This is a genomic window from Calothrix sp. NIES-2098 (assembly GCF_963875125.1).
In the GTDB taxonomy this organism is placed as follows: domain Bacteria; phylum Cyanobacteriota; class Cyanobacteriia; order Cyanobacteriales; family Nostocaceae; genus Aulosira.
This window is the reverse complement of the sequence record NZ_CAWNKJ010000001.1, coordinates 4,090,781-4,112,525: the sequence shown is the minus strand read 5'-3', so window position 1 is coordinate 4,112,525 and position 21,745 is coordinate 4,090,781. Positions and strand designations below refer to the sequence as shown.

The following is a 21,745-nucleotide window of genomic DNA, read 5'->3' as shown; positions in this document are numbered from 1 at the left end:
TTACTCAAGTACAATTCATAACCAAATTGTTTGAAGTCGCTACATAACACCTAATTCTTTAACAGGGTTACATCTCCAGGGAAAATTTCTGCAACGCTACTACCTCTACCATTAAACTGCACATTACCCTATCTCAAGTGCTGTAGTCCTGTGGTTATCTCTTCAGTTCCCCTATCTCAACTACTTCTAAAATTTTGTTCTTTGTAAACATTCTACTCGCAAGCAATTGCTTGCAATGAACAAAAAAAAATTCAACTTTCGCTATCCTCAAATTAACAAATAACGGTGCTTATGGCTTACGAATCTTGGTCTCAAGTGGTAATTCGCACAGTTTTGGAATGGGAAAAACGTAAAGCCGAGCTAAACTCTTCCTCGGATATTCCAGAACAAGAAAAAACAAAGTCCAAAAACAAAACTGCATAGTAACGATGCTGGCGTTGCTGAATCAAGGGATGAATCGATTACTGTCTGTAGTTCATCCATAGCAGTATTGATCAGACTTCCCTCATCGTAGTGGGCGATCGCAATCTGTTCTTTGATGTCAAAAACTCTATTCTGCTTCTGTTCCCAATACCACCCTTTCATACAGAAGTGCGATCGCAAATTCAAATTCGATACTAGATAGGGTAATCATATCTCCCTCAGTATATGGATAGTAAAGCCACATTCTTCCCTCTCCCCGACAGTAGCGTTCGACGGAGATTGTTTCGGAATCTATCAATAAATATTCTTGTAAAGAAGGCATTTTCAGATAATTAGTGAATTTTTCGCCCCTATCTTTGCTGCTTGTACCAGGGGAGAGAACTTCGGCAATGATTTTTGGGTTTTGAATAAATTTCCGAGCATTGAGGTCTTGAGGATCGCAACTGACAACAACATCAGGATAATAGTAAGGACTTGTAGGCGTAACTTGGACTTTCACATCCGACACATTCACTCGGCAACCTCTAGCACTTAAATGTGGATATAAGGCTCTGTAGAAATTAAGTGCAATGTCATTGTGGGGAATTGTACCACCTGTCATCGCAAAAACTTCGCCGTTGACATATTCGTAGCGAAGGTCTTGCTGGGGTTCCCATGCGAGATATTCCTCGATGGTCATTTTTCGCGGTTGTTGGGAGGTGGCTACCATAGCAAGATTTTTCGAGTTTGTTTTGATTTTAGCTTGGAGGGTAGAGGGACAAGTATGAACTGCCTGAGTTTATCTTCTAGTAGCGCATGACCTTGGCTAAAATTCAGATGTATACCTGAAGTAGTTCTCACAACAAGGCTAGAAAGGGCGATCGCTATGACTTCAGCAACCAAAAAACTCACCCTAGAAGAATATCTCGCCTATGACGATGGGACAGATGCCAAATATGAGCTAGTAGATGGAGAACTAGTGGAAATGCCACCCGAAAGCGATCAAAATAACTTAATTCAATACTCCGGACAGTTTTGAGTTGAGCCAATCGACAAGAAAGCTATCGATCCATTAGGGTGCTGATTAGAAGAAACAAGCACAGGAACGATAGCTGTATGGAAATTATACAAAGCCTGGTGGAAAAAATGGGCGTTTTGGGCAAACCGGGAGTAAAGGTGATGACAACGCTGTTTGCAACGATATTAATTACATGTGGCAAGGTAAATTTTACCAACTTGAGTCGCTACAGCAGTTTGAGCGAGAAAACCTATCGACGACAGTTTCACAGACAGTTTGACTTCGCCCAGTTCAACGCAGAAATTATCAAAGCAGCAAACTCTTTACAGCACCAGATGATCGCCGTGATGGATTGCTCATTCATTGCCAAAAGTGGGAAAAAGACCTTTGGACTTGACCAATTTTACAATGGTAGTCACAATCGAGTCGAGAAAGGATTGGAAGTGTCCTTGGTGGCGGTGATAAATGTAGAAACTGAAGTGGGCTTTGGTCTGCTTGCTGAACAAACATTTGACCAAGGCTTCTGTCCAGAACTGACACGGATGGACTACTATCTTCACCACCTGGAAATTACTCAACCTCAATTACCTCCCCAAGTTCGCTATCTTGCTGTGGATGGAGCATATGCCAAGGAAGCATTTGTCACAGGGGTGAGGGCGCTCAAGCTCGATGTGATTAGTAAACTGCGCCGAGATGCGAATCTACGATATGTGTTTGAAGGTGAACAAAAAGCACGGGGAGCTAAACGTAAATATGATGGCAAAGTTGATCTAGCCGACCCTACTCGCTTGAGTTGGGTACGCGAACTGCAATCAGGGCTTGAACTCTACACATCTGTTGTATGGCACGTTTCACTCAAACGCAAGATACGCCTGGCTTATTTACTTGACCGCCGTCAGCCTCACAAACCGAGTTATGCTGTCTTATTCTCGACAGATATCAGCCAATCGCCAGACGAAATTTATCGTTTCTACAAACTGCGCTTTCAAATCGAATTCATCTTCCGTGATGCTAAACAGTTTACCGGACTGAGTGATTGTCAAGCCCGTGATGTTAAAAAACTTGATTTTCATTTCAATGTCAGTTTCACTGCCTTAAATCTTGCCAAGCTCGATGCTTATCGACAGCAGTCGGGTCAACAACCCTTTGTCTTTTCAATGGCCAGTGTCAAACGACGCTCTTTTAATGACCATTTGCTCGACACGTTTATTTCAAAGTTAGGCCTTTGTGCGACTGTAATTAAATCTCATCCTAACTACCAAAGCCTACGATCTTACGGCGTTATTGCTGCCTAATTTTGTCCGAAGTATTGCTATATCTGCTATCGATATTTCTGAAGTTTGTCCCTATAAAACTTATACGTCATAAAGATACAGAAATTGTGGTTACGGGCAATCGCACTCGCGTCCGCCTGCCAGATTTAATGATATTAACAGAGGAATTATTTGCAGCACTCGGAGGTGGACGGGCCACAATTACTCAGGATATGCCATCTCCAGCGCTGGTGGTTGAGGTCGTCTTTCCTGGTAAAGTTAATGAAGACCGAGACTATCGCTATAAGCGATCGGAGTATGCCGCACGGGGCATTTTGGAATATTGGATTATCGATCCTGGTAAGGAACAAGTTACAGTACTGAGGCTGGTAGACGGATTCTATGAAGAAGCTGTGTTTCAAGGGAGTAATTACATTGGTTCAGCTACTTTTCCTGATTTAAAACTGACCGCAGCGCAAGTTTTGACAGCAGGAGAAGGTTAGACATGAAATAGCTGGAGATAGGTTCCAAATCTTAAATAAGGACTGGGGAACAGAATCACCTATCTTTCAAATGGCGGTGGGGAAATTATCCGCTTTATTGGTCGTTACGGATAATTTAGGAGCATATTCATCTAAAATTGTCAATGGCTGTATCCTGTGCATTTTCGATATGCTGGATCTAGAAAAGCAGTTAGCAAATTTGCTGGGAGATATGTTTGACAAAGATCAACTTTCCTTTATGTATCTGGTTAAAACAGCACCGTATGGTTGTTAGCGGTATACTACTGGCGATCGCTATTACAGGCTGTAATAATTCTGGCAAATCGCAACTATCTTCTGTGAATAGCCCATCGGTTGCCCATATATCAGATACGTCTAGTCCAACTTCCTCACCAGTCTCTCCCACACCAAACACTGCTGATAGCCAGCTTGAGCAAGAAACAGTTCGAGTAATTCGTGACTATTACAGTGCGATCGCTCGTCACGACTATAAACAAGCCTACTCAGCTTGGGCAGGAGATGGCGCGGCTAGCCAACAATCATTTGAGCAGTTTCAGCAGGGTTTTGCTAACACCGCATCTGTTGCTGTAGAGGTTGGAGAACCCGGTAGATTAGAAGGGGCAGCAGGTTCACTGTACATTAATATTCCGGTTACTGTTACTGCCGTCACTACTAATGGAACGCCGCAGCGATTTCGCGGTAGCTATGTTTTACGGCGAGTTAATAATGTTCCTGGCTCAACTCCAAAGCAGCGTCAATGGCATATATACTCAGCAAAGATTACTCCAGTTAATTAGGGAACTCCAAAAAATGGCATTGCTGAATCAGGGGATAAATTGTGATGTATTGAAATTTTAAACTCCTTATTCTCTTTGCGTCTCTGCGTGAGATAAACCATTCCGCAAATATGCAACGCCTTATTAGCAAAAGCCCTTATAACGCGTGCCTTCGCAATCAATGATTCTATAGATGCGTTATTTATTGCTCCAAGTGCGATCGCACTTGGGCGTTTTTGTATGTCCTCAGTTAATTCAAACTTATCCTTTATACCTATAATTTCAATTCAGATAGGTATTGCAGCATCTTCTGATACATTTCTTCTTTTCCTTGTTGCTGATATAAATCAGCAGCTTGATGAACGTTCTTAACTGCTGCCTGGTTTTTACCTAGCTGGGCGTAGCAAATCCCTTTAGTGTAATACGCATCAGCGTAGGCTGGGACTGCGGCAACTACTTTATCAAAATCCTCTATTGCTGCCTGATAAATTTTTAAGTAGGTGTAGGTAAGCCCCCGGTTATAATAGGCAGCAGTATATTCCGAATTAAGTTGAATTGCTTGGTTGAAGTCTTTTAAAGCTGCTGAATAAGCTTTCTCTTTTAGCTTTGCTGCACCTTGGTTGTTCAACTGTTTAGAGCATTGTGGATTCCATACATATTTTTGACAAGTTTGGTAGGCAATTTCTACATCACTACCACTTTCAGGATTATAAAAGACGGGATGGTAACGTAATCTGTTGCAGCAAACTTGCAACCACTCTTGCCAGCCACAGCGCCACAAACGCACTGTTCCATCAAGGCTACCACTGGCAATCAGTTTACCATCGACGCTAAAGGCTACGGAATTTACCCAATACTCATGCCCGTACCAAGGTTGACCGATGGAGTTACCTTCCATATCCCACAAGCGGACTGTCGAATCATTGCTAGCGCTGACAATCCACTTACCATCAGGGCTAAACGCTACAGAATTCACTTCTTTTTCATGTCCGCGCCAAGGTTGACCGATGGAGTTACCTTCCATATCCCACAAGCGGACTGTTGAATCATTGCTGGCACTGACAATCAATTTACCATCCGGACTAAAGGCGACACAATTGACTTCTTTTTCATGTCCGCGCCAAGGTTGACCGATGGAGTTACCTTCCATATCCCACAAGCGGACTGTTGAATCATTGCTAGCACTGACAATCCACTTACCATTAGGGCTAAAGGCGACAGAATTGACTTCTTTTTCATGCCCGCGCCAAGGTTGACCGATGGAGTTACCTTCCATATCCCACAAGCGGACTGTTGAATCATTGCTGGCACTAATAATCCAGTTGCCATCTGGGCTAAAGGCGACAGAATTGACTTCTTTTTCATGCCCACGCCAAGGTTGACCGATGGAGTTACCTTCCATATCCCACAAGCGGACTGTTGAATCATTGCTGGCACTGACAATCCACTTCCCATCCGGGCTAAAGGCGACAGAATTGACTTCTTTTTCATGCCCGCGCCAAGGTTGACCGACGGAGTTACCTTCCATATCCCACAAGCGGACTGTCGAATCATTGCTGGCACTAATAATCCAGTTGCCATCTGGGCTAAAGGCGACAGAATTGACCCAATTCTCATATTTGCGCTGCGATCGCCCGATGACCCGTTCTTGTAGTATTTGATCTAGCTCCCACAAACGCACAGTTTTATCGCCACCACTGATAATCAGCTTGCCATCGGGACTAAATGCTAGGGAATTAACCTGTCCTTCATGTCCGCGCCAAGGTTGAGTTATGGGGTTGCCATCAATATCCCACAAACGTATTGTGCGATCGCAGCTACCGCTAACAATAAACTTACCATCAGGGCTAAACGTTACAGAATTTACACGTCCTTCATGCCCGCGCCAAGGTTGACCGATGGGATTACCTTGGATGTCCCACAACCGCACTGTAGAATCACTACTGCCACTGACAATAAACTTGCCATCAGGGCTAAAGGCGACGCAAATAATTTTTGCCTCATGTCTGTGCCAGGGTTGAGTAATGGCGTTACCTTCTAGATCCCACAAACACACCGTCCCGTCAAAACCAACACTGATAATACCATCGCCATTTGGACTAAAGGTAACGGAAATAACTCCTTCCTTGTGTCCGCACCAAGGTTGAGTAATGGCGTTACCTTGTAAATTCCATAAACACACCGTTCCGTCAAAACCAATACTAATAATGCAATTGCCATTGGGGTTAAAGGCGACGGAAATCACTCCTTCCTCATGTCCCTGCCACGGTTGAGTAATGAGATTACCTTGTAGATCCCATAAACACAAAATTCCGTCAATACTGCCACTAACAATAAACCTGGCATCAGGACTAAAGGCTAGACAATTAACCTCTTGCTCGTGTCCCAACAAAAATTGAGCAGTGGGATTGCCAATAATATTCCACAAGCATATCGTAGAATCGGTACTGCCACTGGCAATAAACTTGCCATCAGGACTAAAGGCTAGACAATTAACCTCTTGCTCGTGTCCGCGCAAGCTATTTGCTTCTGTGGGCGTGTTCGTTGCTTCCTTTAAGCTTCCCAAAACATGAGCTAGAACCTGGTTTGGGTATTTCTCTAAATTCTCACCCATTGTTTGAATTGCCAGCACCAAACCCTCTAGCGGTTGAACGGGAAGTAAATTTAAAACCCTGGCGGATTGTTCGCGCAGTTTTAATTCAGTCAGTGCAAGGTTTAACTTTTGAATTTCTTGTTCCTTTTCTCTCAAATGGGTATCGTAGCATCCAACACTAGGATGAATCAATTGATTAGTTTGTTTGTTTAAATAACCAAATATTTGCTCTTTTATTTCTTTATAAGTCTTTATTTTCAGAACCCGGTTTTGAAGATTTTCGCTTTTCCACAGTAAATCCAGAGCATATTCCAGAAGTGGTAAAGAATCATCTTCTTGGTGAAAATCATGAATAATTTGCTTAATTAGTCCTGGTTCAAAGGTAACGCCATTTTTAGCAGCAGGTTTAGCGATCGCTAACTTTAATTCATCATCGCTCATTCTAGTGAGAATACAACTATAGCGGTCGTGGAGCTTCGCAAGTTGCGGATACTCACTAAATCTATCCAAAAAATTAGATCGCATCGTTAAAATAATTTTGACAGAGCTATCCTGCTGCCGGATCAGTTGCAAGAGACTAGCAACAAATTTGTCACGTTCCGGTTTTTGAGTTTCTGTAAACAGTTCTTCAAATTGGTCAATAAAAATTAGAACGTACTGATAATCTTGTTTGATAAATCTGACAATTTCAATTAGAGTATCTTCTCTGATTTCTCGACTGCTATCCGCTATTTCTGATTGTTTTTCAGAGTTGAAATTGAGACTATCATAAAGAGATTTGAAAGGATTTTTATTTGGTTGAAACGTTATGCTAATTAAGGAATCATGACGAAATACTAAATAAGGAATTACACCTGCTAGAATCAATGATGATTTGCCACTGGATGCTGCTCCCAAAAGTAAGATTACATCATCTTGTTTTAAGCGATCGCTAATCTCAGCGATCCACTTCTCCCGACCAAAAAATTTGTCTTTGTCTTGAATTTCAAAAGTTTTTAGTCCTAAGTAGGGAGAGTCTATTTTAAGTGGACGACGATAAATGTCCTCAGACTTACTATCAGAAAACAAGTTGTATTCAGAAATATATTGGACATGAGAGCCAATATTTATATCGCCTTCAGAACTGTTAACCATCTTATCTCCTTACCTTTGGACACCCCTGGCTAAATCTTTCCCTCAGTTATAGTTCCTCGGCTAATCTTTGTAAGTACCTCAACAAAATTAATTATCTTCTACTATAAATATCCTTTATTCAGCAATATTACTTAAGTCACTTTCAGAAATATGTAGTAAATTTGTCCTAAAATGCCCTAAATGACAAACGGGATGGAACTTTTTGATAACCTACACCTTGCTATGTTTAGCGGCAAAGGTGGAGTCGGAAAAACAACAATCTCCTGCTCCTTTGCATGTCGTTGGGCGCAGAAATTTGTCAACGAGCAGATTCTTTTAATCTCAACCGATCCGGCTCACTCTCTTGGAGATGTCTTACAAGTTAGCGTTGATGACATTCCTCGTCCGATAGCGGGACTACCTAATCTACTAGTAAGGGCGTTGGATGCAAAGCTTTTACTACAAAAGTTTAAAGAACGTTACGGTCAGGTTTTAGAACTTTTAGTGGAGCGCGGTAGTTTTGTTGAGGGAGAAGACTTGCATCCAGTTTGGGATTTAAATTGGCCTGGACTGGACGAGTTGATGGGTTTGTTAGAGATCCAACGCCTTTTCAACGAACAGCAGGTAGATCGAGTAGTAGTGGATATGGCTCCTAGCGGTCATACTCTCAACTTGTTTGGCTTGATGGATTTTTTAGACACTTTCCTGCACTCTCTCGAACTGTTTCAAGAAAAGCATCGGTATATTAGTAAAACCTTTGCGGGGAGTTACACAAGCGATCGCGCCGACGATTTTTTGCATACCCTGAAAGCTGAACTATCACAAGGTCGTCGTCTGCTTCAAGATCCTAAGCATACAGCTTGTTTGTTAGTTGCGATCGCCGAACCAATGAGTTGGTTGGAGTCAAAACGATTCCTAGAAGCCTTACAAACCATGCAGGTTCCTTGCGGAGGATTGTTTGTCAACCAAGTCCTTGCCAGTGCAACTGACCCAGATCGTTACCAAGAACAACAACCACTTATCGGTCAGTATACGGATCTTGCTAACGGAAAGCCGATTTTTATCGTACCGCAGCAAGATCAGGAGCCTTTAGGGATTCTAGCCCTGAGCCATCTGATCGACCAAATCCATGTTCCTCAGTTGGAACCGCTATTTCCTATCGATCTACTCCCAGTTCAATGGCCGGAAACAATTCCTCCTAGCTTTGGAGATTTTCTCACCCAAGATCGTCGCCTGTTACTAATTGGCGGTAAAGGTGGAGTAGGCAAGACCACAGTAGCAGCTGCGATTGGTTGGGCGATGGCTCAAAAACATCCCGATCGCAAAATTCGCATGGTTTCTATCGATCCAGCCCACTCCTTGGGTGATGCCTTTGGTCTGAGTTTTGGACACGAACCATATCAAATAACTGCCAATCTTCGAGGTCAGGAAGTAGATAGCGATCGCCTTCTGGAGCAATTCAGAGCCGATTACCTGTGGGAACTGGCCGAAATGATGAGTGGCGAAACCCAAACCAGCGACGCTATTGAAATGGCATACTCTCCTGTAGCTTGGCGCAAAATTGTCGAGCAAGCTTTACCAGGGATTGATGAAATGCTTTCCCTGTTAACAGTAATGGAATTGCTAGAGCAACAAGAAGAAGACTTGATTATTTTAGACACTGCTCCTACAGGACATCTTCTGCGTTTTCTAGAAATGCCAACTGCACTAGCAGACTGGCTAGCTTGGATTTTCAAACTCTGGATTAAGTATCAAAATGTCCTTGGTCGTACAGAGTTCATGGGGCGTTTACGAACTTTGCGACAGCGCGTAGTCAAAGCCCAAAAAGTGCTAAAAGACCCACAACAAGCAGAGTTCATCGGCGTTACACTTAACCAAGCTAGCGTACTTGCCGAACAACAACGCCTATTCAAATCTCTGCAAGAAATAGGTGTAAGCCAGAATTACCTTGTTCTCAACCGCTTTACTTCTACAGCAACCATTAATTGCGATTTTCCAGGTTTGACAATGGTTCGCTTACCAGTGCTACCTCGCTCAGTTCAGCCTTTAGAACGCATCCAAGCAGCCGCCGGCTGTTTATTTTAACTGCTAATTAGACTCAATACTTTCATACTCAGAGAGAAATTTATTATGCATCGCACTCCAAATCGCGGACAAATTCAAGCCAAACTTAGCTCCATGCCTCCTCAACGTTCTCAAGCAAGAGTTTACTTAAATGCTTACAAAATGATGGTAGAAAAGGAACGTTTAGAGCAGGAACTACAGAAACTCGAAGCACGCCGACATCAGATTCAGCAGCGTCTTGCTATTTTAAATAGTCAAATCATTGCAGAAGAGGACATCACCCATCAGCAAGCAAATACTGACTTAGAGGACAATACACCCAAATTCAACACCATAACATTGGAATACTAAGTACTAAGATTTCATCTGCCAATGCTCGTCAACTTCCTTGCGAGGTCGATGCTAGTTCAATAGAAAAGTATGAGTTAGTTTTATCACATCCACACAAAGCCATAAGACATATAATATTCCGCTTTACCCGTCACAAATAGCCTACAATGTCCAACACATAAGTTCTCGGCGAGCGGGTGCAAGCGGATTGTTCGACTGTTACCTCAATTTAGAATGAAGCGCCAACTTGATATTAAGTTATTGCTCAATCTGCTTTGTCCCATCTCCACAAGTTTTTTCATTAGAGGGCGGAGATATAGATTGAGAGCCAGTTTGTTTTGCTCTACACAAAATAGTTCGGACATAAGGTCTGCCTTCTGCATCTTTAAACGCGAAAGCCCCTCCGACTATGCTCTGATAGTATGGTTTCTCAGACAATGCATAGCTAAATGCTAAATTTGGCTGTATGTCAGTCTTATAGGTAAATTCTGTGCCACCTGGTTTAATAGGAAGATTTTGTTTTTCAATGACGTTTGCAGAAAATCTATTGGTTTCTATGTAGTAATCTATTTGAGCACGATTCATTAATTCAATGTTAGCTTCTGCTAACTTTTGAACCTGCGAATTTGAGGCTGAACAGGAACTAATGTTGACAGACACTAGAACTAGAAAAACTTGTACAGTGATGCTTTTAGAATTGGAGTTTTGAAGAAACTTCATTTATTGAACTTAAATACAATAATTGTGGAAATGACCGCTCATTCTCATGGTGTTCATAAATTAGAATTCCCTAGAATACTACCTTTATTTCATCTACTAGCAAAAATTGCTCTGAATAAGCTTTACTAGGCAGAGAACTGCAAGGGAGGATAGCATGTTCTGCGGCGATCGCAATTGGGGAGAGTAAGCCCCGACCGCGCAATAGAGATACACAGCATTAGCTGTCTGTTACCTTTATCATTAGTACATTTACAGTGGACAAATTTTGTTGTTTCTTACCATTGCTTTCTTTTAGTGCGATCGCCATCTTTTATAGATTACATAAAACGTAGACACCCAGAGGGTAGTAGAACCCACCAAATGATATTGAAAATACAGTAAGTTTATCAACACAATATCTACTTAAATAAAAGTAACATCACTCTGGAGTCAGGAAATGCGATCGCATCCATTACGAGTAATCATTTAACAAGCATTGGAGAATCGATATCTAAAAGCCAATTTTCATCAACAAACTCCAAATTTTCATCGTAAATAAGAACTAATTCGCCCGAGCCTTGTCATATTTATGTGAGTTTAATGTTCTGTTACCAAACCAGGGAAGCGCAATATAATTCAAATGTTTACAAGTTGATAAGTGAGATTGTAAACAAGTAGAAAGTACACTGTTGGATCAGTAATTTATCATTAAGCTGGGAAAGAATTAACCGAAATGGACAATTATGACAATTTGTTGCGGGTCAAAACTCCTTCCTCTCTGCGCCTCTGCGTGAAAAAATCATCCCGCCTTTGTGCAACGCCCTATTCCCTATTCTCTTTTCCCTGCTTTTCTGCTTCCAGAATCGCTAATAAAAGAGCTTCTTCCTGAATTTCAAACTCTTCTTCCGCAATTTCTCCCATATCAAAAGCAAGTTGCAGTGCTAGAAGCTGCTTGCTGAGATTTTCTTTATCATCAATTTCAGTACTTGCTTGTTCTAAAATTTTTTCCCCAAGCCACGTTACCCCCATTAATGGACCGGTAATTGGTAATAGTAAGAAACGCAGAACCATATTAATTTTTACTTGTGTAGATTTATTAAAGCTGTCTCGCAAGACCGTAATCATGCTGATGACAGAAATATTAAACATTACTTAGTCTTATGTTGATGCCAAAAAGCGTGGGATTTGAGTCCAGTTAAAGCTTATTGACATCAGTATTTGATATCTTCAATATGTGTGTAAAAAATTACTTTTACAGAAATTCCTATAGAGGAGGTACTTAGAGTTTGACAACAGTATTAAATGCATCTCCCCAACGATTTGTCAATACCCCTGCTATTCAACGCATCGCTCAACGTGCTTTGCGCTATCTACAGTCAGGTTTTTCGGTACATTTACGTGGCTCGGCCGGAGTCGGAAAAACTACTCTGGCAATGCATCTAGCTGATTTGCTCAATCAGCCTATCATCCTCTTATTTGGAGATGATGAGTTTAAAACCTCAGACTTGATTGGTAATCAGTTAGGTTACACCCGCAAAAAGGTTGTCGATAACTTCATCCACAGCGTTGTCAAAGTTGAGGATGAACTCCGACAACACTGGGTTGATGCCCGATTAACTCTAGCTTGTAAAGAAGGATTTACGCTGGTTTACGACGAATTCAATCGATCGCACCCGGAGGTAAATAACGTTTTACTCTCAGTACTTGAAGAGAGGTTGTTAGTATTACCAACAAACCAACATCGAGCCGAGTATATCCGGGTTCATCCTCAGTTTCGGGCAATCTTAACATCAAATCCTCAAGAGTATTGTGGAGTCCATGCAACTCAAGATGCTTTGATGGATCGTGTTATCACCATCGATATGCCTCCACCTGATGAACTAACTCAGCAGGAGATTGTAATTCAGAAAACAGGCATAGATTCTGAGAAAGCAGACAAAATCGTTCGCTTAGTGCGAATGTTTTGGAGTCGCTCTGGCTCTGGACAAGGCGGCGGCTTACGTTCCTGTCTGATGATTGCTCGAATCTGCCACGAACACGAAATCTCTGTAAACTTTGAAGAGCCTAACTTCCAAGATATTTGTGCCGATATCCTGCTTACTCGCACGAATCAAACTCGTATGGAAGCAACTCGGCTACTGGAAGAGGTTTTGCGTGAATTGTATCGTAGTACAAATACTCAATCTCAGCCGGCAGAAGAGATAATACCAGACAGTCAAAATCAGATTGTATTGGAACAACGAGTACCTTACGAGTATGAAGTCTATAACTACCTGTGTAAGTCTCCAGGAAGGCGTTTCTCTGATTTGGCAGCAGAATTAGGGATCGATCGCAGTCAAATTGTGGCTGCACTCAAGTCTCTCAGAGAGCAGGGAGTATTATTGCAAATGCAGGGTAATACTGAACTGCCAAACATATCACAAGTGGCTTTTGATTCTGGCCATTTAATAAACAAATGAGTACTAATACTAACCGGGGAGTTATCACAGCAACTCAAGGTTCTACCTTGGCAGATATTCTCGAACGGGTTCTGGATAAAGGCATTGTTATTGCAGGAGATATTTCTGTTTCCGTCGGCTCCACAGAATTGCTCAACATCCGAATTCGTTTGTTGATTTCTTCTGTTGATAAAGCCAAAGAGATTGGAATTAACTGGTGGGAGGGCGATCCATATCTTAATAGTCAAACTCGCACCTTATTAACAACTAATCAACAACTTCAAGAGCGTGTTGCCAGTCTAGAAACAGAACTGCGATCGCTCAAAGCACTAAATCCTCTTAATCATCAGAATGCAGGCGATTAGCAAATCCAAAGGTTCCGATTCCGGTTTAGCACCGTTGTTACTGACGGTTGTTGAACTGATACGCCAACTCATGGAAGCTCAGGTAATCCGGCGCATGGATGCTGGCAACCTCAGCGACTCTGAGTTAGATCGAGCTGCCGAAAGCCTGCAACAGCTTGAAAAACAGGTTGTTAAGCTTTGCGAGATATTTGATATTGACCCAGCCGAGCTAAATATCAATTTGGGTGAAATAGGAACTTTACTTCCCCAATCTGGAGGATATTACCCTGGCGAAACCTCTAGTCAACCCTCTATTCTAGAACTCCTCGATCGCCTATTAAATACGGGTGTGGTAGTTGAAGGTGACTTGGACTTAGGACTGGCTCAATTAAACTTAGTTCATGCCAAGTTAAGATTAGTACTCACTTCTAAACCCCTGTAACTTTTTTATCTACATTCTTATTGGTAATACATTCTTATGAGTTATGGCTTTTACATTTATGGAATTTTGACCTTGCCTGCTCCGCAAGATTTAAATTTAGAGGGTTTAGATCGGCAACCCGTACAAATTAAAATTTTGGATGATTTTGCAGTCATCTACTCCGAAGCACAACAAGAGCGTTATTTAGCAAGCCGTCGTAACCTGCTAAATCATGAGAAAGTCCTTGAAGAAATCATGCAAGCAGGCGATGTCTACGACGGGCTACGCCAACGCAATTTACTTCCTGTACAATTTGGACTTTTGGTTGCAAGCTGGGAAACGTTTTCACAACAATTAATTCGTCCTCATCAAGAAGAATTGACGCAATTGCTTGCGAAATTATCAGGTCGCCGAGAAGTTAGTGTCAAAGTTTTTTGGGATACCGAGGCAGAAATTCAGGGGTTGTTAGCAGAAAATCCAGATATCAAAACCGAAAGAGATAAGCTAGCAGGTCAACCTCTGAATATAGAGCAGGTAATCCAAATAGGACAAGCCATCGAACAGGGAATGAGCGATCGCAAACAAGGCATCATAAATTTATTTCAAGGCACACTCAACTCTATTGCGATCGATGTGGTGGAAAATAATCCCCAAATGGACACAATGATTTACAACGCCGCCTACCTAATTCCTTGGGAAGCAGAATCACAATTTAGCGAACAAGTTGAAGCACTCGATCGCCAATTTGAAGAACGTTTGCGAATTCGCTACAACAACTTTACTGCACCCTTTAACTTTGCTCGTCTGCGATTATTCAGTTCCAACTAAACAGCAATAAAAATTGAAAATCAAAAGACCTCTTGCACCAATCAGATTATGACTACTAAACAGCTAATTTCTCTCTAACTCTCTGCGCCTCTGCGCGCGCCACTTGCTTCAAGTCGGGAAACCCGCCCAACGCAGTGGCTTCTCTGCGTGAGGTAAAAAATTCTTCTTTTCAACATTCGTGCAACAAGCCTATCGAAATTAAATCTTTCTCTATCTTTTATTTAACTAAAATCAATGGACGACATATTTAAAGGATTTGAACAGCTACTAGAAATCGCCAAAGCATTAGAAGAAAAAGCAGAGAAAGGCGAGTTAAAAACTTCTATTCAAATTCGCTCTCATAATCTCAGTAGCATTCCCCGACAAGGCAATATTCCAAGACAAAATAATTCCAGCCGAGTCCGATCCAATTCCACCGATGCAGCAACACCAATGGATGATGCTGAAGTCACCCCCCCATCACCTCGGACAAACTCAAAAACTTCTTGGCAAAATGTCGGCGGCTTAGGTGATGTTCTCAAAGAAATCAGAGAGTTAGTCGAAATTCCCCTAAAACGTCCAGATTTATTAGCAAAATTAGGCTTAGAGCCTCCGCGTGGGGTTTTGCTAGTTGGCCCGCCCGGTACAGGAAAAACTTTAACAGCCCGTGTTTTGGCAGAAGAGTTAGAGTTAAACTACATTGCCATCAATGGCCCAGAGGTGATGAGCAAGTATTACGGGGAAGCAGAAGCACGTTTGCGAAGCATTTTTGAGAAAGCAACTCGTTCTGCTCCCTGTCTGATATTTATTGATGAAATTGACAGTCTCGCCCCAGATCGCAGCCAAGTAGAAGGTGAAGTTGAAAAAAGACTAGTGGCGCAGTTGCTTGGGTTAATGGATGGGTTTGCCAAAACCGAAGGCGTACTCGTACTAGCAGCAACAAATCGTCCCGATTACCTCGATCCGGCCCTGCGTCGTCCGGGACGCTTTGATCGCGAAGTTCATTTTCGAGTTCCCGATCGCAATGGACGATTGGAAATTCTCACGATTTTAACAAGTGCTATGCCGTTGGAGACTGCGGTTGATTTAGGAGCGATCGCCGATTTAGCTGTCGGTTTTGTTGGTGCAGATATCAAAGCTCTTTGTCAAAAAGCAGCCTACATTGCCCTTCGTCGTCAAGTCCCCTCGCTCAACAGTGCCATTCCTGAGAACATGACTATCGTACAGCAGGATTTTCTTGAAGCAATTAAGGAGATAAAACCCTCAGTTCTCAGGGATGTAGCAGTTGAAGTACCAAGTGTCAGTTGGGATGACATTGGTGGATTGGATGATGTGAAACAAAAACTTCAAGAATCTGTAGAGGGGGCACTCCTCTATCCCGAACTATACGAGCAAACCAAAGCCAAGCCTCCTCGTGGGATTCTGTTGTGGGGGCCGCCGGGAACGGGAAAAACATTACTTGCAAAAGCAATCGCTTCCCAGGCTAGAGCCAACTTTATTGCTGTGAATGGCCCGGAATTACTCAGCCGATGGGTAGGTGCCGCAGAACAGGCAGTTAGAGAACTCTTTCGCAAAGCTCGGCAAGCAGCTCCTTGCGTTGTGTTTATAGATGAAATTGATACCCTGGCACCAGCACGGGGACGATTCACTGGTGATTCTGGAGTTAGCGATCGCGTTGTCGGTCAACTGCTCACCGAATTGGATGGGTTGCATGAATGCCCGAAAGTATTGTTAGTCGGAGCAACCAATCGTCCAGAAACCCTCGATCCTGCCTTGCTTAGAGCCGGAAGATTGGACTTACAAATAAAAATCGATCTCCCAGATCGAGCCAGCCGATTAGCGATTTTACGAGTTCACAATCTAGATCGCCCCTTGGTTGATGTCGATTTGGAAACCTGGGCGACAGTTACCGAGGGTTGGAATGGCGCAGACTTGGCTTTGTTGAGCAATCAAGCTGCTTTAAGCGCAATTCGTCGATACCGCGCCCAGGGATTGAGCGACTCCAGCCTGATTCAGATTACAAATGATGATTTCCAAGTTACATATCAGATGCTTGCCAATCAGCATCAATCTGAATAGTGATTCATCGCATTGAAGGCTTATAGATCCCCGATTTCTTTAAGAAATCGGGGATCTGAACACCCCCAACCCATCGAAAATTTATGTCAATATATGCCTATGCTCTTCTAGTACCGATCGCATCACCGCTTGTTCTCCCTGTAGGGATGGAAAAAAATACCGAACTCGTTTACTCTTCTGGTTTAGCCGCGATCGTAGAGCCGGAAATCTCATTGGAGGCTATACAAGCAACAGATGAGCGTTTACTTCAAGCTGTATTAACCCACGATCGCGTGATTCGAGAAATTTTTCAACAAACTCCCCTTCTTCCCCTACGCTTTGGCAACGGTTTTAACTCTGTTGAAACACTCCTGAATCATCTAGAAAAGCACCAACAGCAATATCTACAAACCCTAACCCACCTAGCAGAAAAAGTTGAGTACACTTTAAAAGCTACACCTTGTAATTTGCTTGATGATGCTGACACTATTGATGCTAGAGGGAAAGCCTATTTATTAGCTAAAAAGCAACGCTACCAAACACAGCAAGCATTTCAAGCACAACAATGCGAACAGTGGGAATTCTTGAACCAGTTAATTCTCAAAACATATACAGATGTTATCTGTGAAACTCGACAGCCAGATGTGCGGCAAATCCACTTTTTAGCACAACGCAACGATTCAACGCTCAGTAAGCAGCAGTTTTCTCTTTGGCAACTACAATGCTCACATTGGCAATTAGCATTAAGCGAGTCTCTGCCACCCTATCATTTTCTCAAAAATAATATCATATAAATTCAGAAAAAACAATATTTAAAACTTTCCAAGGAAAAATCAAGACGAGATGATTTTTTCTGAATTTTTTTGTATAAAAAAATGTTGTTAAGTTTTAATTATTTTTTTCTGATTTGCTATTTAGCTTATATTTTTGGGAAAACTAAATCCAGGAAGAATAAAACACATTGTGTAAGTTTTACCTACTGCTCGATCTGAGCAAGATTAAACCAATAATTAGATTTATGTGAGGACAATAAAATGGCTGTTGAGAAAGTTAACTCATCTTCAAGTCTGGCTGAAGTTATTGACCGCATTTTAGACAAAGGAATTGTAGTTGATGCTTGGGTGCGTGTTTCTTTAGTTGGTATTGAACTTTTAGCAGTTGAAGCTCGGATTGTGATTGCTTCAGTTGAAACTTACTTAAGATATGCCGAAGCAGTTGGTTTAACATCTCAGGCTGCTGTTCCATCTGCTGCTTAACACTACATTAAATAAGGGAGTCTTCATGGCTCCCATTTAATGTTTTTAGTTAACAAAATAGGAGATTTCATCTGATGGCTCTCAAAAATTTATGGGAACAAGAGCGACAAGAGCGATTGCAAATAACTGCTGAACGCCGTCAACAAGTTAACCAGTGGAAACAGCTAACTCAACAAGAATTGCAGCTGCAAGCAGATGTGCTTCATCAAGAATTGAGCAGTTCTGTTACTAGCCTTCACAACAACAGAAAGTTACAACAGCAGCAATTTCAACAAGAGATTGTAGAGCGGCAATTGGAAATATTGCAAATAAAAACAGATGTCTGCCAACGCCAGCAAGAATACCGCCAACAGCGGGCAGCAAAGGCTCAGGCATTATTCCAAGATTTGCAAAATTTCCGGGCAATTTTACATAAAAATGTCTGGGGCGATGTCTCCGACGGGCTGTGCCTACGCACTCATGAACAAGTAGTTGCCCCGCCTCCTGCTAAAACAGAGAAAATAGTGGCAACGGTTCCAAAATGGTCAATATCTCGTTCTGGAATTAAAGCCACTGGTTTTCGTCCTTCAGTCAATACCATGACTAAGAAAGTGCCTGCCTTAAATGCAGATAATAAATCTAAAGTGCAGCAATATATTCAGCAAGCTGAAGGAGCAACTCTAATAGAAATTGAAGAGGTGATAGGCTTAAGCCGGGTACAAACGATAGATATCTTGCGCTCCTTAATCAAACAAGGAGTACTAGAACAACGCGATCGCCAATACTTTATTCGGCAATCAGCAATTTCTTGACAAACTTGATTCAAGCTGACTTTTTATATTTGCACACTAGCAGAATGCCATCGCTTGTGTCTTTTGCCTGAAGCAGACATAGTACGCAATCGATAAGCATTAAAGCTGGTCTATGCTTTGTAGTATTCAACATTTCCATCTTTTCAAAGTCTGTATTGCAACTATATCTATACCAGCAATATTTTCAGTATATATGACATTGTGAAAGTAATATATATAACTTATTGCTAATTAGAAAAAGAGCTTAAATCTTTGTTCGAGCTTCTGGCTTTGAACTTTAAAAATATTCGGATTGGAAATAACAAGTTGGGGTAGATAGATCGAGGTTTTGAACTGTGCTATTGGCGATCGCATGATGAGCTTAATAAGCTGGATTGTTTAGGGAATTCTAATGTAGATGCAAAACTCAAGATATATGAGGAGGTGCGATCCATTGTGAAACAATTGATCGAGCAACTTCAAACTAAACTATTCACAGGCAGGCTGAATCTTGGAGCCAGGGACGGGCCGACTTGGACGCTATATTTTCGTTTAGGACGATTAATTTGGCAGGCAGGCGGTTCTAATGCCGATGAGCGATGGCGACGATACTTGTCGCAATACTTTCCTAATCTGGATGTAACAAAGTTGGAGGGGCTTGTCTCTCCCCAGGAAAATTATCGCGAGTATTGCATTCTTGCTAAATTGCGAGAACAAAAATTAATCGAACAACAACAACTTGTTAGCCTGATTACAAGCTTAATAGCTGAAGTTCTGTTTGATATAATCCAGTTCGTTGAAGCCAAAAGAAATAGCAACAATCCAGCAGAAAAATTGTCATATACTACAGTTGTTGGTGAAGTTCCTGGGTTTCTCCTAGCTGTAATACCAACTGAGGAAGTATGGAAACAGGCTACACAAGCCTGGCAAGAATGGCGAGATGCAGGATTAGCTACTTACTCGCCCAATTTATATCCTGTCATTCAAAAACTTGAGCTACTCCAAGGACAAGCATCCTCTAAACTGATTATTTCTCTAGTTGATGGCACAAAAACTTTACGAGGTCTAGGGCAAAAAATCGGCCGGGATGCCTTAGCTTTGACTCGGGTATTGATGCCATTGGTAAAAGCAGGAGCGATCGCTTTTTCACCCACCCCAAGCCCCAGAAAGGTTGGAATTAGTCAAGAAACTGGCAACCCGTCCAGTGCAGTTAACAATCCTAATTCTTCACCGAAGATAGAAGAAAACACTGTTATACAAACTGCCCCTCCAGCGACTAACAAACAAATTGTCAGTCCATCCAGTGCAGTTAATCATCCCAATTCTTCACAGAAGACAGAAGAAAACACTGTTATACAAACTGCTCCTTCAGCGACTAACAAACAAATTGTCAGTCCGTCCAGTGCAGTTAATCATCCCAATTCTTCACGGAAGACACAAGAGAACACTGTGATACAAACTGCCCCCCCAGCGGCGAGCAAAGCAATTATAGATGTCTCAAGACCTTTAGTAGCCTGTGTAGATGATAGTCCAACGATCTGTCGCAGTTTAGAGGAAATTCTCAGCCAACATGGTTATCGCTTTGTTGGCATTCAAGACTCTTTGACGGCAGTTTTAAAGCTAATTAAAAGCAAGCCCGACTTCATTTTTTTGGATCTTTTGATGCCAAAAGTTAATGGCTATGAAATTTGTGCTCAAATCCGTAAAACTCCAAGTCTCAAAGATGTGCCAGTTGTCATCTTAACGGGGAAAGATGGAATAGTAGATCGGATGCGAACAAAATTAGTAGGGGCAACTGACTTTTTGGGTAAACCCGTAGAGTCAGAAAAAGTACTCAATATGCTGCACAAGTATTTAACCGTTTAGGTTAGACAAATCCGAATTTCAATCTCTTTCTCTGCGTCTGGGCATGAGACAAAAAAATATTTATATAGCAACAGTCAACGTGGTTAGGACATTAACAGATGAAAAAAGTTCTATTAGTTGAAGATAGCCTCACAGAATCCGAAAAGATGACACGTTTCTTAGAGCAAGGAGGATATTCAGTTTATGAAGTTCGCAGTGGTGAAGAGGCTCAACTGCGGTTAAAACAACAAAAGCCTGACTTGATCTTACTGGATTTGATTTTGCCAGGACAAAGTGGATTTGAGTTCTGCCGCAAGTTGAAAGCCGATCCGATAACAAAAGCAATCCCGGTAGTGATTTGCTCAACTAAAAACACAGATGTTGATAGAACTTGGGGCAATATGAGTGGTGCCGATGCCTATTTAGTCAAACCTGTAGATGAAAATACCTTGCTCCAGACTGTTAGTAAATTTATTCGCTAAAGGAAACTGGGGTAATGGTACAGGGCAATGATAGCTTTAGAGCGCTACCCATTCTGGAAAACTCTCCTCAAGGAAACAACCAGAGGTTTTTAAGATTTCCGTTGAATGGAAAGGTAAATGGGTTACTCCCACTAGCCGATTTGCGGGGAGTAATTCAAGTTGCGCTCACAGAGATTTTACCAGTGCCGCAGGTAGCAGAATTCTTGTTAGGCATCATGAATTGGCGAGGAGAAGCTATCTGGATTCTCGATCTAGCAGGTTTACTGGGAGCAACACACTGGTGTCGGCGAGAAAATGTTCGCAACTCTGGCATGGCGATGCTTGTTCAAATCCAGAATCAAACTGTCGGGCTATTGGTGGAGCAAGTCAATACCATTGAAGTTTACGATTCCCAAGAACGGTTAGCGATTTCGGCATCAATGTTACCCACCCGACTCAAATCGTTCTTGCAGGGTTATTTTATGGATGCTCAAGGTAGCCCTTTGATGTTAGTTGACATCCATGCTGTGATTCAAGCCCTTCAGTCTATTTAACACTCTGCATTCTACTTATTAACTCCGACAACCTCAATAG

Annotated in this window: 21 protein-coding genes and 1 pseudogene; 18 read left to right on the top strand and 4 right to left on the bottom strand. The window is 42.1% G+C overall.

What is annotated here, in order from left to right; translation table 11 throughout:
* Positions 1-291: 291 nt before the first annotated feature.
* The gene (locus AACU33_RS17125; RefSeq protein WP_339376089.1) at positions 292-423 is read left to right on the top strand and encodes a hypothetical protein; all 132 of its coding nucleotides are present in this window, start codon (positions 292-294) and stop codon (positions 421-423) included.
* A 127-nt stretch (positions 424-550) separates the two neighbouring features.
* Here AACU33_RS17125 and AACU33_RS17120 read toward each other — a convergent pair whose 3' ends face one another.
* Positions 551-1,132, bottom strand: coding sequence for a Uma2 family endonuclease (locus tag AACU33_RS17120; protein ID WP_096589822.1), 582 nt, complete (start codon positions 1,130-1,132; stop codon positions 551-553).
* 156 nt (positions 1,133-1,288) lie between these two features.
* On the opposite strand from AACU33_RS17120, the pseudogene AACU33_RS17115 reads away from it, so the two are divergent.
* The 4 genes and pseudogenes from AACU33_RS17115 to AACU33_RS17100 all read left to right on the top strand — a co-directional run.
* A pseudogene (locus AACU33_RS17115) lies at positions 1,289-1,420 on the top strand (Uma2 family endonuclease); the annotation flags it as partial.
* Between the two features lie 98 nt (positions 1,421-1,518).
* The gene (locus AACU33_RS17110; RefSeq protein WP_339375962.1) at positions 1,519-2,715 is read left to right on the top strand and encodes a transposase; all 1,197 of its coding nucleotides are present in this window, start codon (positions 1,519-1,521) and stop codon (positions 2,713-2,715) included.
* Between the two features lie 2 nt (positions 2,716-2,717).
* Entirely contained in the window at positions 2,718-3,176 is a 459-nt protein-coding gene (locus AACU33_RS17105) for a Uma2 family endonuclease (RefSeq protein WP_339376088.1), read from the top strand.
* A gap of 215 nt (positions 3,177-3,391) precedes the next feature.
* A complete protein-coding gene (locus tag AACU33_RS17100; RefSeq protein WP_339376087.1) occupies positions 3,392-3,973 on the top strand; it encodes a hypothetical protein in 582 nt (193 codons plus the stop codon).
* Positions 3,974-4,226: 253 nt separating this feature from the next.
* Here the strand turns inward: AACU33_RS17100 and AACU33_RS17095 are convergent, their stop codons facing one another.
* Complete coding sequence (locus tag AACU33_RS17095) at positions 4,227-7,679, bottom strand: nSTAND1 domain-containing NTPase (protein WP_096589818.1); 3,453 nt, start codon at positions 7,677-7,679, stop codon at positions 4,227-4,229.
* 180 nt (positions 7,680-7,859) lie between these two features.
* On the opposite strand from AACU33_RS17095, the gene AACU33_RS17090 reads away from it, so the two are divergent.
* Positions 7,860-9,743: an ArsA family ATPase gene (locus AACU33_RS17090; protein WP_339376086.1), complete on the top strand. Its 1,884-nt coding sequence runs from the start codon at positions 7,860-7,862 to the stop codon at positions 9,741-9,743.
* A 45-nt stretch (positions 9,744-9,788) separates the two neighbouring features.
* On the top strand, positions 9,789-10,073 hold the full coding sequence (locus AACU33_RS17085) for a hypothetical protein (protein ID WP_096589817.1): 285 nt from the start codon (positions 9,789-9,791) through the stop codon (positions 10,071-10,073).
* A gap of 237 nt (positions 10,074-10,310) precedes the next feature.
* On the opposite strand, the gene AACU33_RS17080 is transcribed toward AACU33_RS17085, so the two are convergent.
* Both AACU33_RS17080 and AACU33_RS17075 read right to left on the bottom strand, forming a co-directional pair.
* Complete coding sequence (locus AACU33_RS17080) at positions 10,311-10,772, bottom strand: type IV pilin-like G/H family protein (protein ID WP_096589816.1); 462 nt, start codon at positions 10,770-10,772, stop codon at positions 10,311-10,313.
* An 801-nt stretch (positions 10,773-11,573) separates the two neighbouring features.
* Positions 11,574-11,900, bottom strand: a complete 327-nt coding sequence (locus AACU33_RS17075) for a gas vesicle protein GvpG (protein WP_339376084.1) — start codon at positions 11,898-11,900, stop codon at positions 11,574-11,576.
* A gap of 137 nt (positions 11,901-12,037) precedes the next feature.
* Here AACU33_RS17075 and gvpN point away from each other — a divergent pair, with 137 nt between their 5' ends.
* The 11 genes from gvpN to AACU33_RS17020 all read left to right on the top strand — a co-directional run bounded on the left by gvpN (position 12,038) and on the right by AACU33_RS17020 (position 21,705).
* Positions 12,038-13,210, top strand: coding sequence for a gas vesicle protein GvpN (gvpN, locus tag AACU33_RS17070; protein ID WP_096589815.1), 1,173 nt, complete (start codon positions 12,038-12,040; stop codon positions 13,208-13,210).
* A complete protein-coding gene (locus AACU33_RS17065; protein WP_096589814.1) occupies positions 13,207-13,554 on the top strand; it encodes a gas vesicle protein in 348 nt (115 codons plus the stop codon). Before gvpN ends, AACU33_RS17065 begins: the two co-directional genes overlap by 4 nt.
* Positions 13,541-13,975 (top strand): gas vesicle protein K, encoded by a 435-nt coding sequence (locus tag AACU33_RS17060; RefSeq protein ID WP_096589813.1) that lies wholly within the window; start codon positions 13,541-13,543, stop codon positions 13,973-13,975. The genes AACU33_RS17065 and AACU33_RS17060 overlap by 14 nt, the downstream gene beginning before the upstream one ends.
* A 36-nt stretch (positions 13,976-14,011) precedes the next feature.
* A complete protein-coding gene (locus AACU33_RS17055) occupies positions 14,012-14,782 on the top strand; it encodes a GvpL/GvpF family gas vesicle protein (protein WP_096589812.1) in 771 nt (256 codons plus the stop codon).
* 234 nt (positions 14,783-15,016) lie between these two features.
* The gene (locus AACU33_RS17050) at positions 15,017-16,840 is read left to right on the top strand and encodes an AAA family ATPase (RefSeq protein ID WP_096589811.1); all 1,824 of its coding nucleotides are present in this window, start codon (positions 15,017-15,019) and stop codon (positions 16,838-16,840) included.
* Between the two features lie 83 nt (positions 16,841-16,923).
* Complete coding sequence (locus tag AACU33_RS17045; protein WP_096589810.1) at positions 16,924-17,613, top strand: GvpL/GvpF family gas vesicle protein; 690 nt, start codon at positions 16,924-16,926, stop codon at positions 17,611-17,613.
* Positions 17,614-17,853: 240 nt separating this feature from the next.
* On the top strand, positions 17,854-18,075 hold the full coding sequence (gene gvpA, locus AACU33_RS17040) for a gas vesicle structural protein GvpA (protein ID WP_086756007.1): 222 nt from the start codon (positions 17,854-17,856) through the stop codon (positions 18,073-18,075).
* 74 nt (positions 18,076-18,149) lie between these two features.
* Entirely contained in the window at positions 18,150-18,866 is a 717-nt protein-coding gene (locus AACU33_RS17035; RefSeq protein ID WP_096589809.1) for a gas vesicle protein GvpC, read from the top strand.
* A gap of 435 nt (positions 18,867-19,301) precedes the next feature.
* On the top strand, positions 19,302-20,711 hold the full coding sequence (locus tag AACU33_RS17030) for a response regulator (RefSeq protein WP_096589808.1): 1,410 nt from the start codon (positions 19,302-19,304) through the stop codon (positions 20,709-20,711).
* Positions 20,712-20,809: 98 nt separating this feature from the next.
* On the top strand, positions 20,810-21,172 hold the full coding sequence (locus AACU33_RS17025) for a response regulator transcription factor (RefSeq protein ID WP_096576401.1): 363 nt from the start codon (positions 20,810-20,812) through the stop codon (positions 21,170-21,172).
* Positions 21,173-21,186: 14 nt separating this feature from the next.
* Entirely contained in the window at positions 21,187-21,705 is a 519-nt protein-coding gene (locus tag AACU33_RS17020; protein ID WP_096589807.1) for a chemotaxis protein CheW, read from the top strand.
* Positions 21,706-21,745 lie beyond the last annotated feature (40 nt).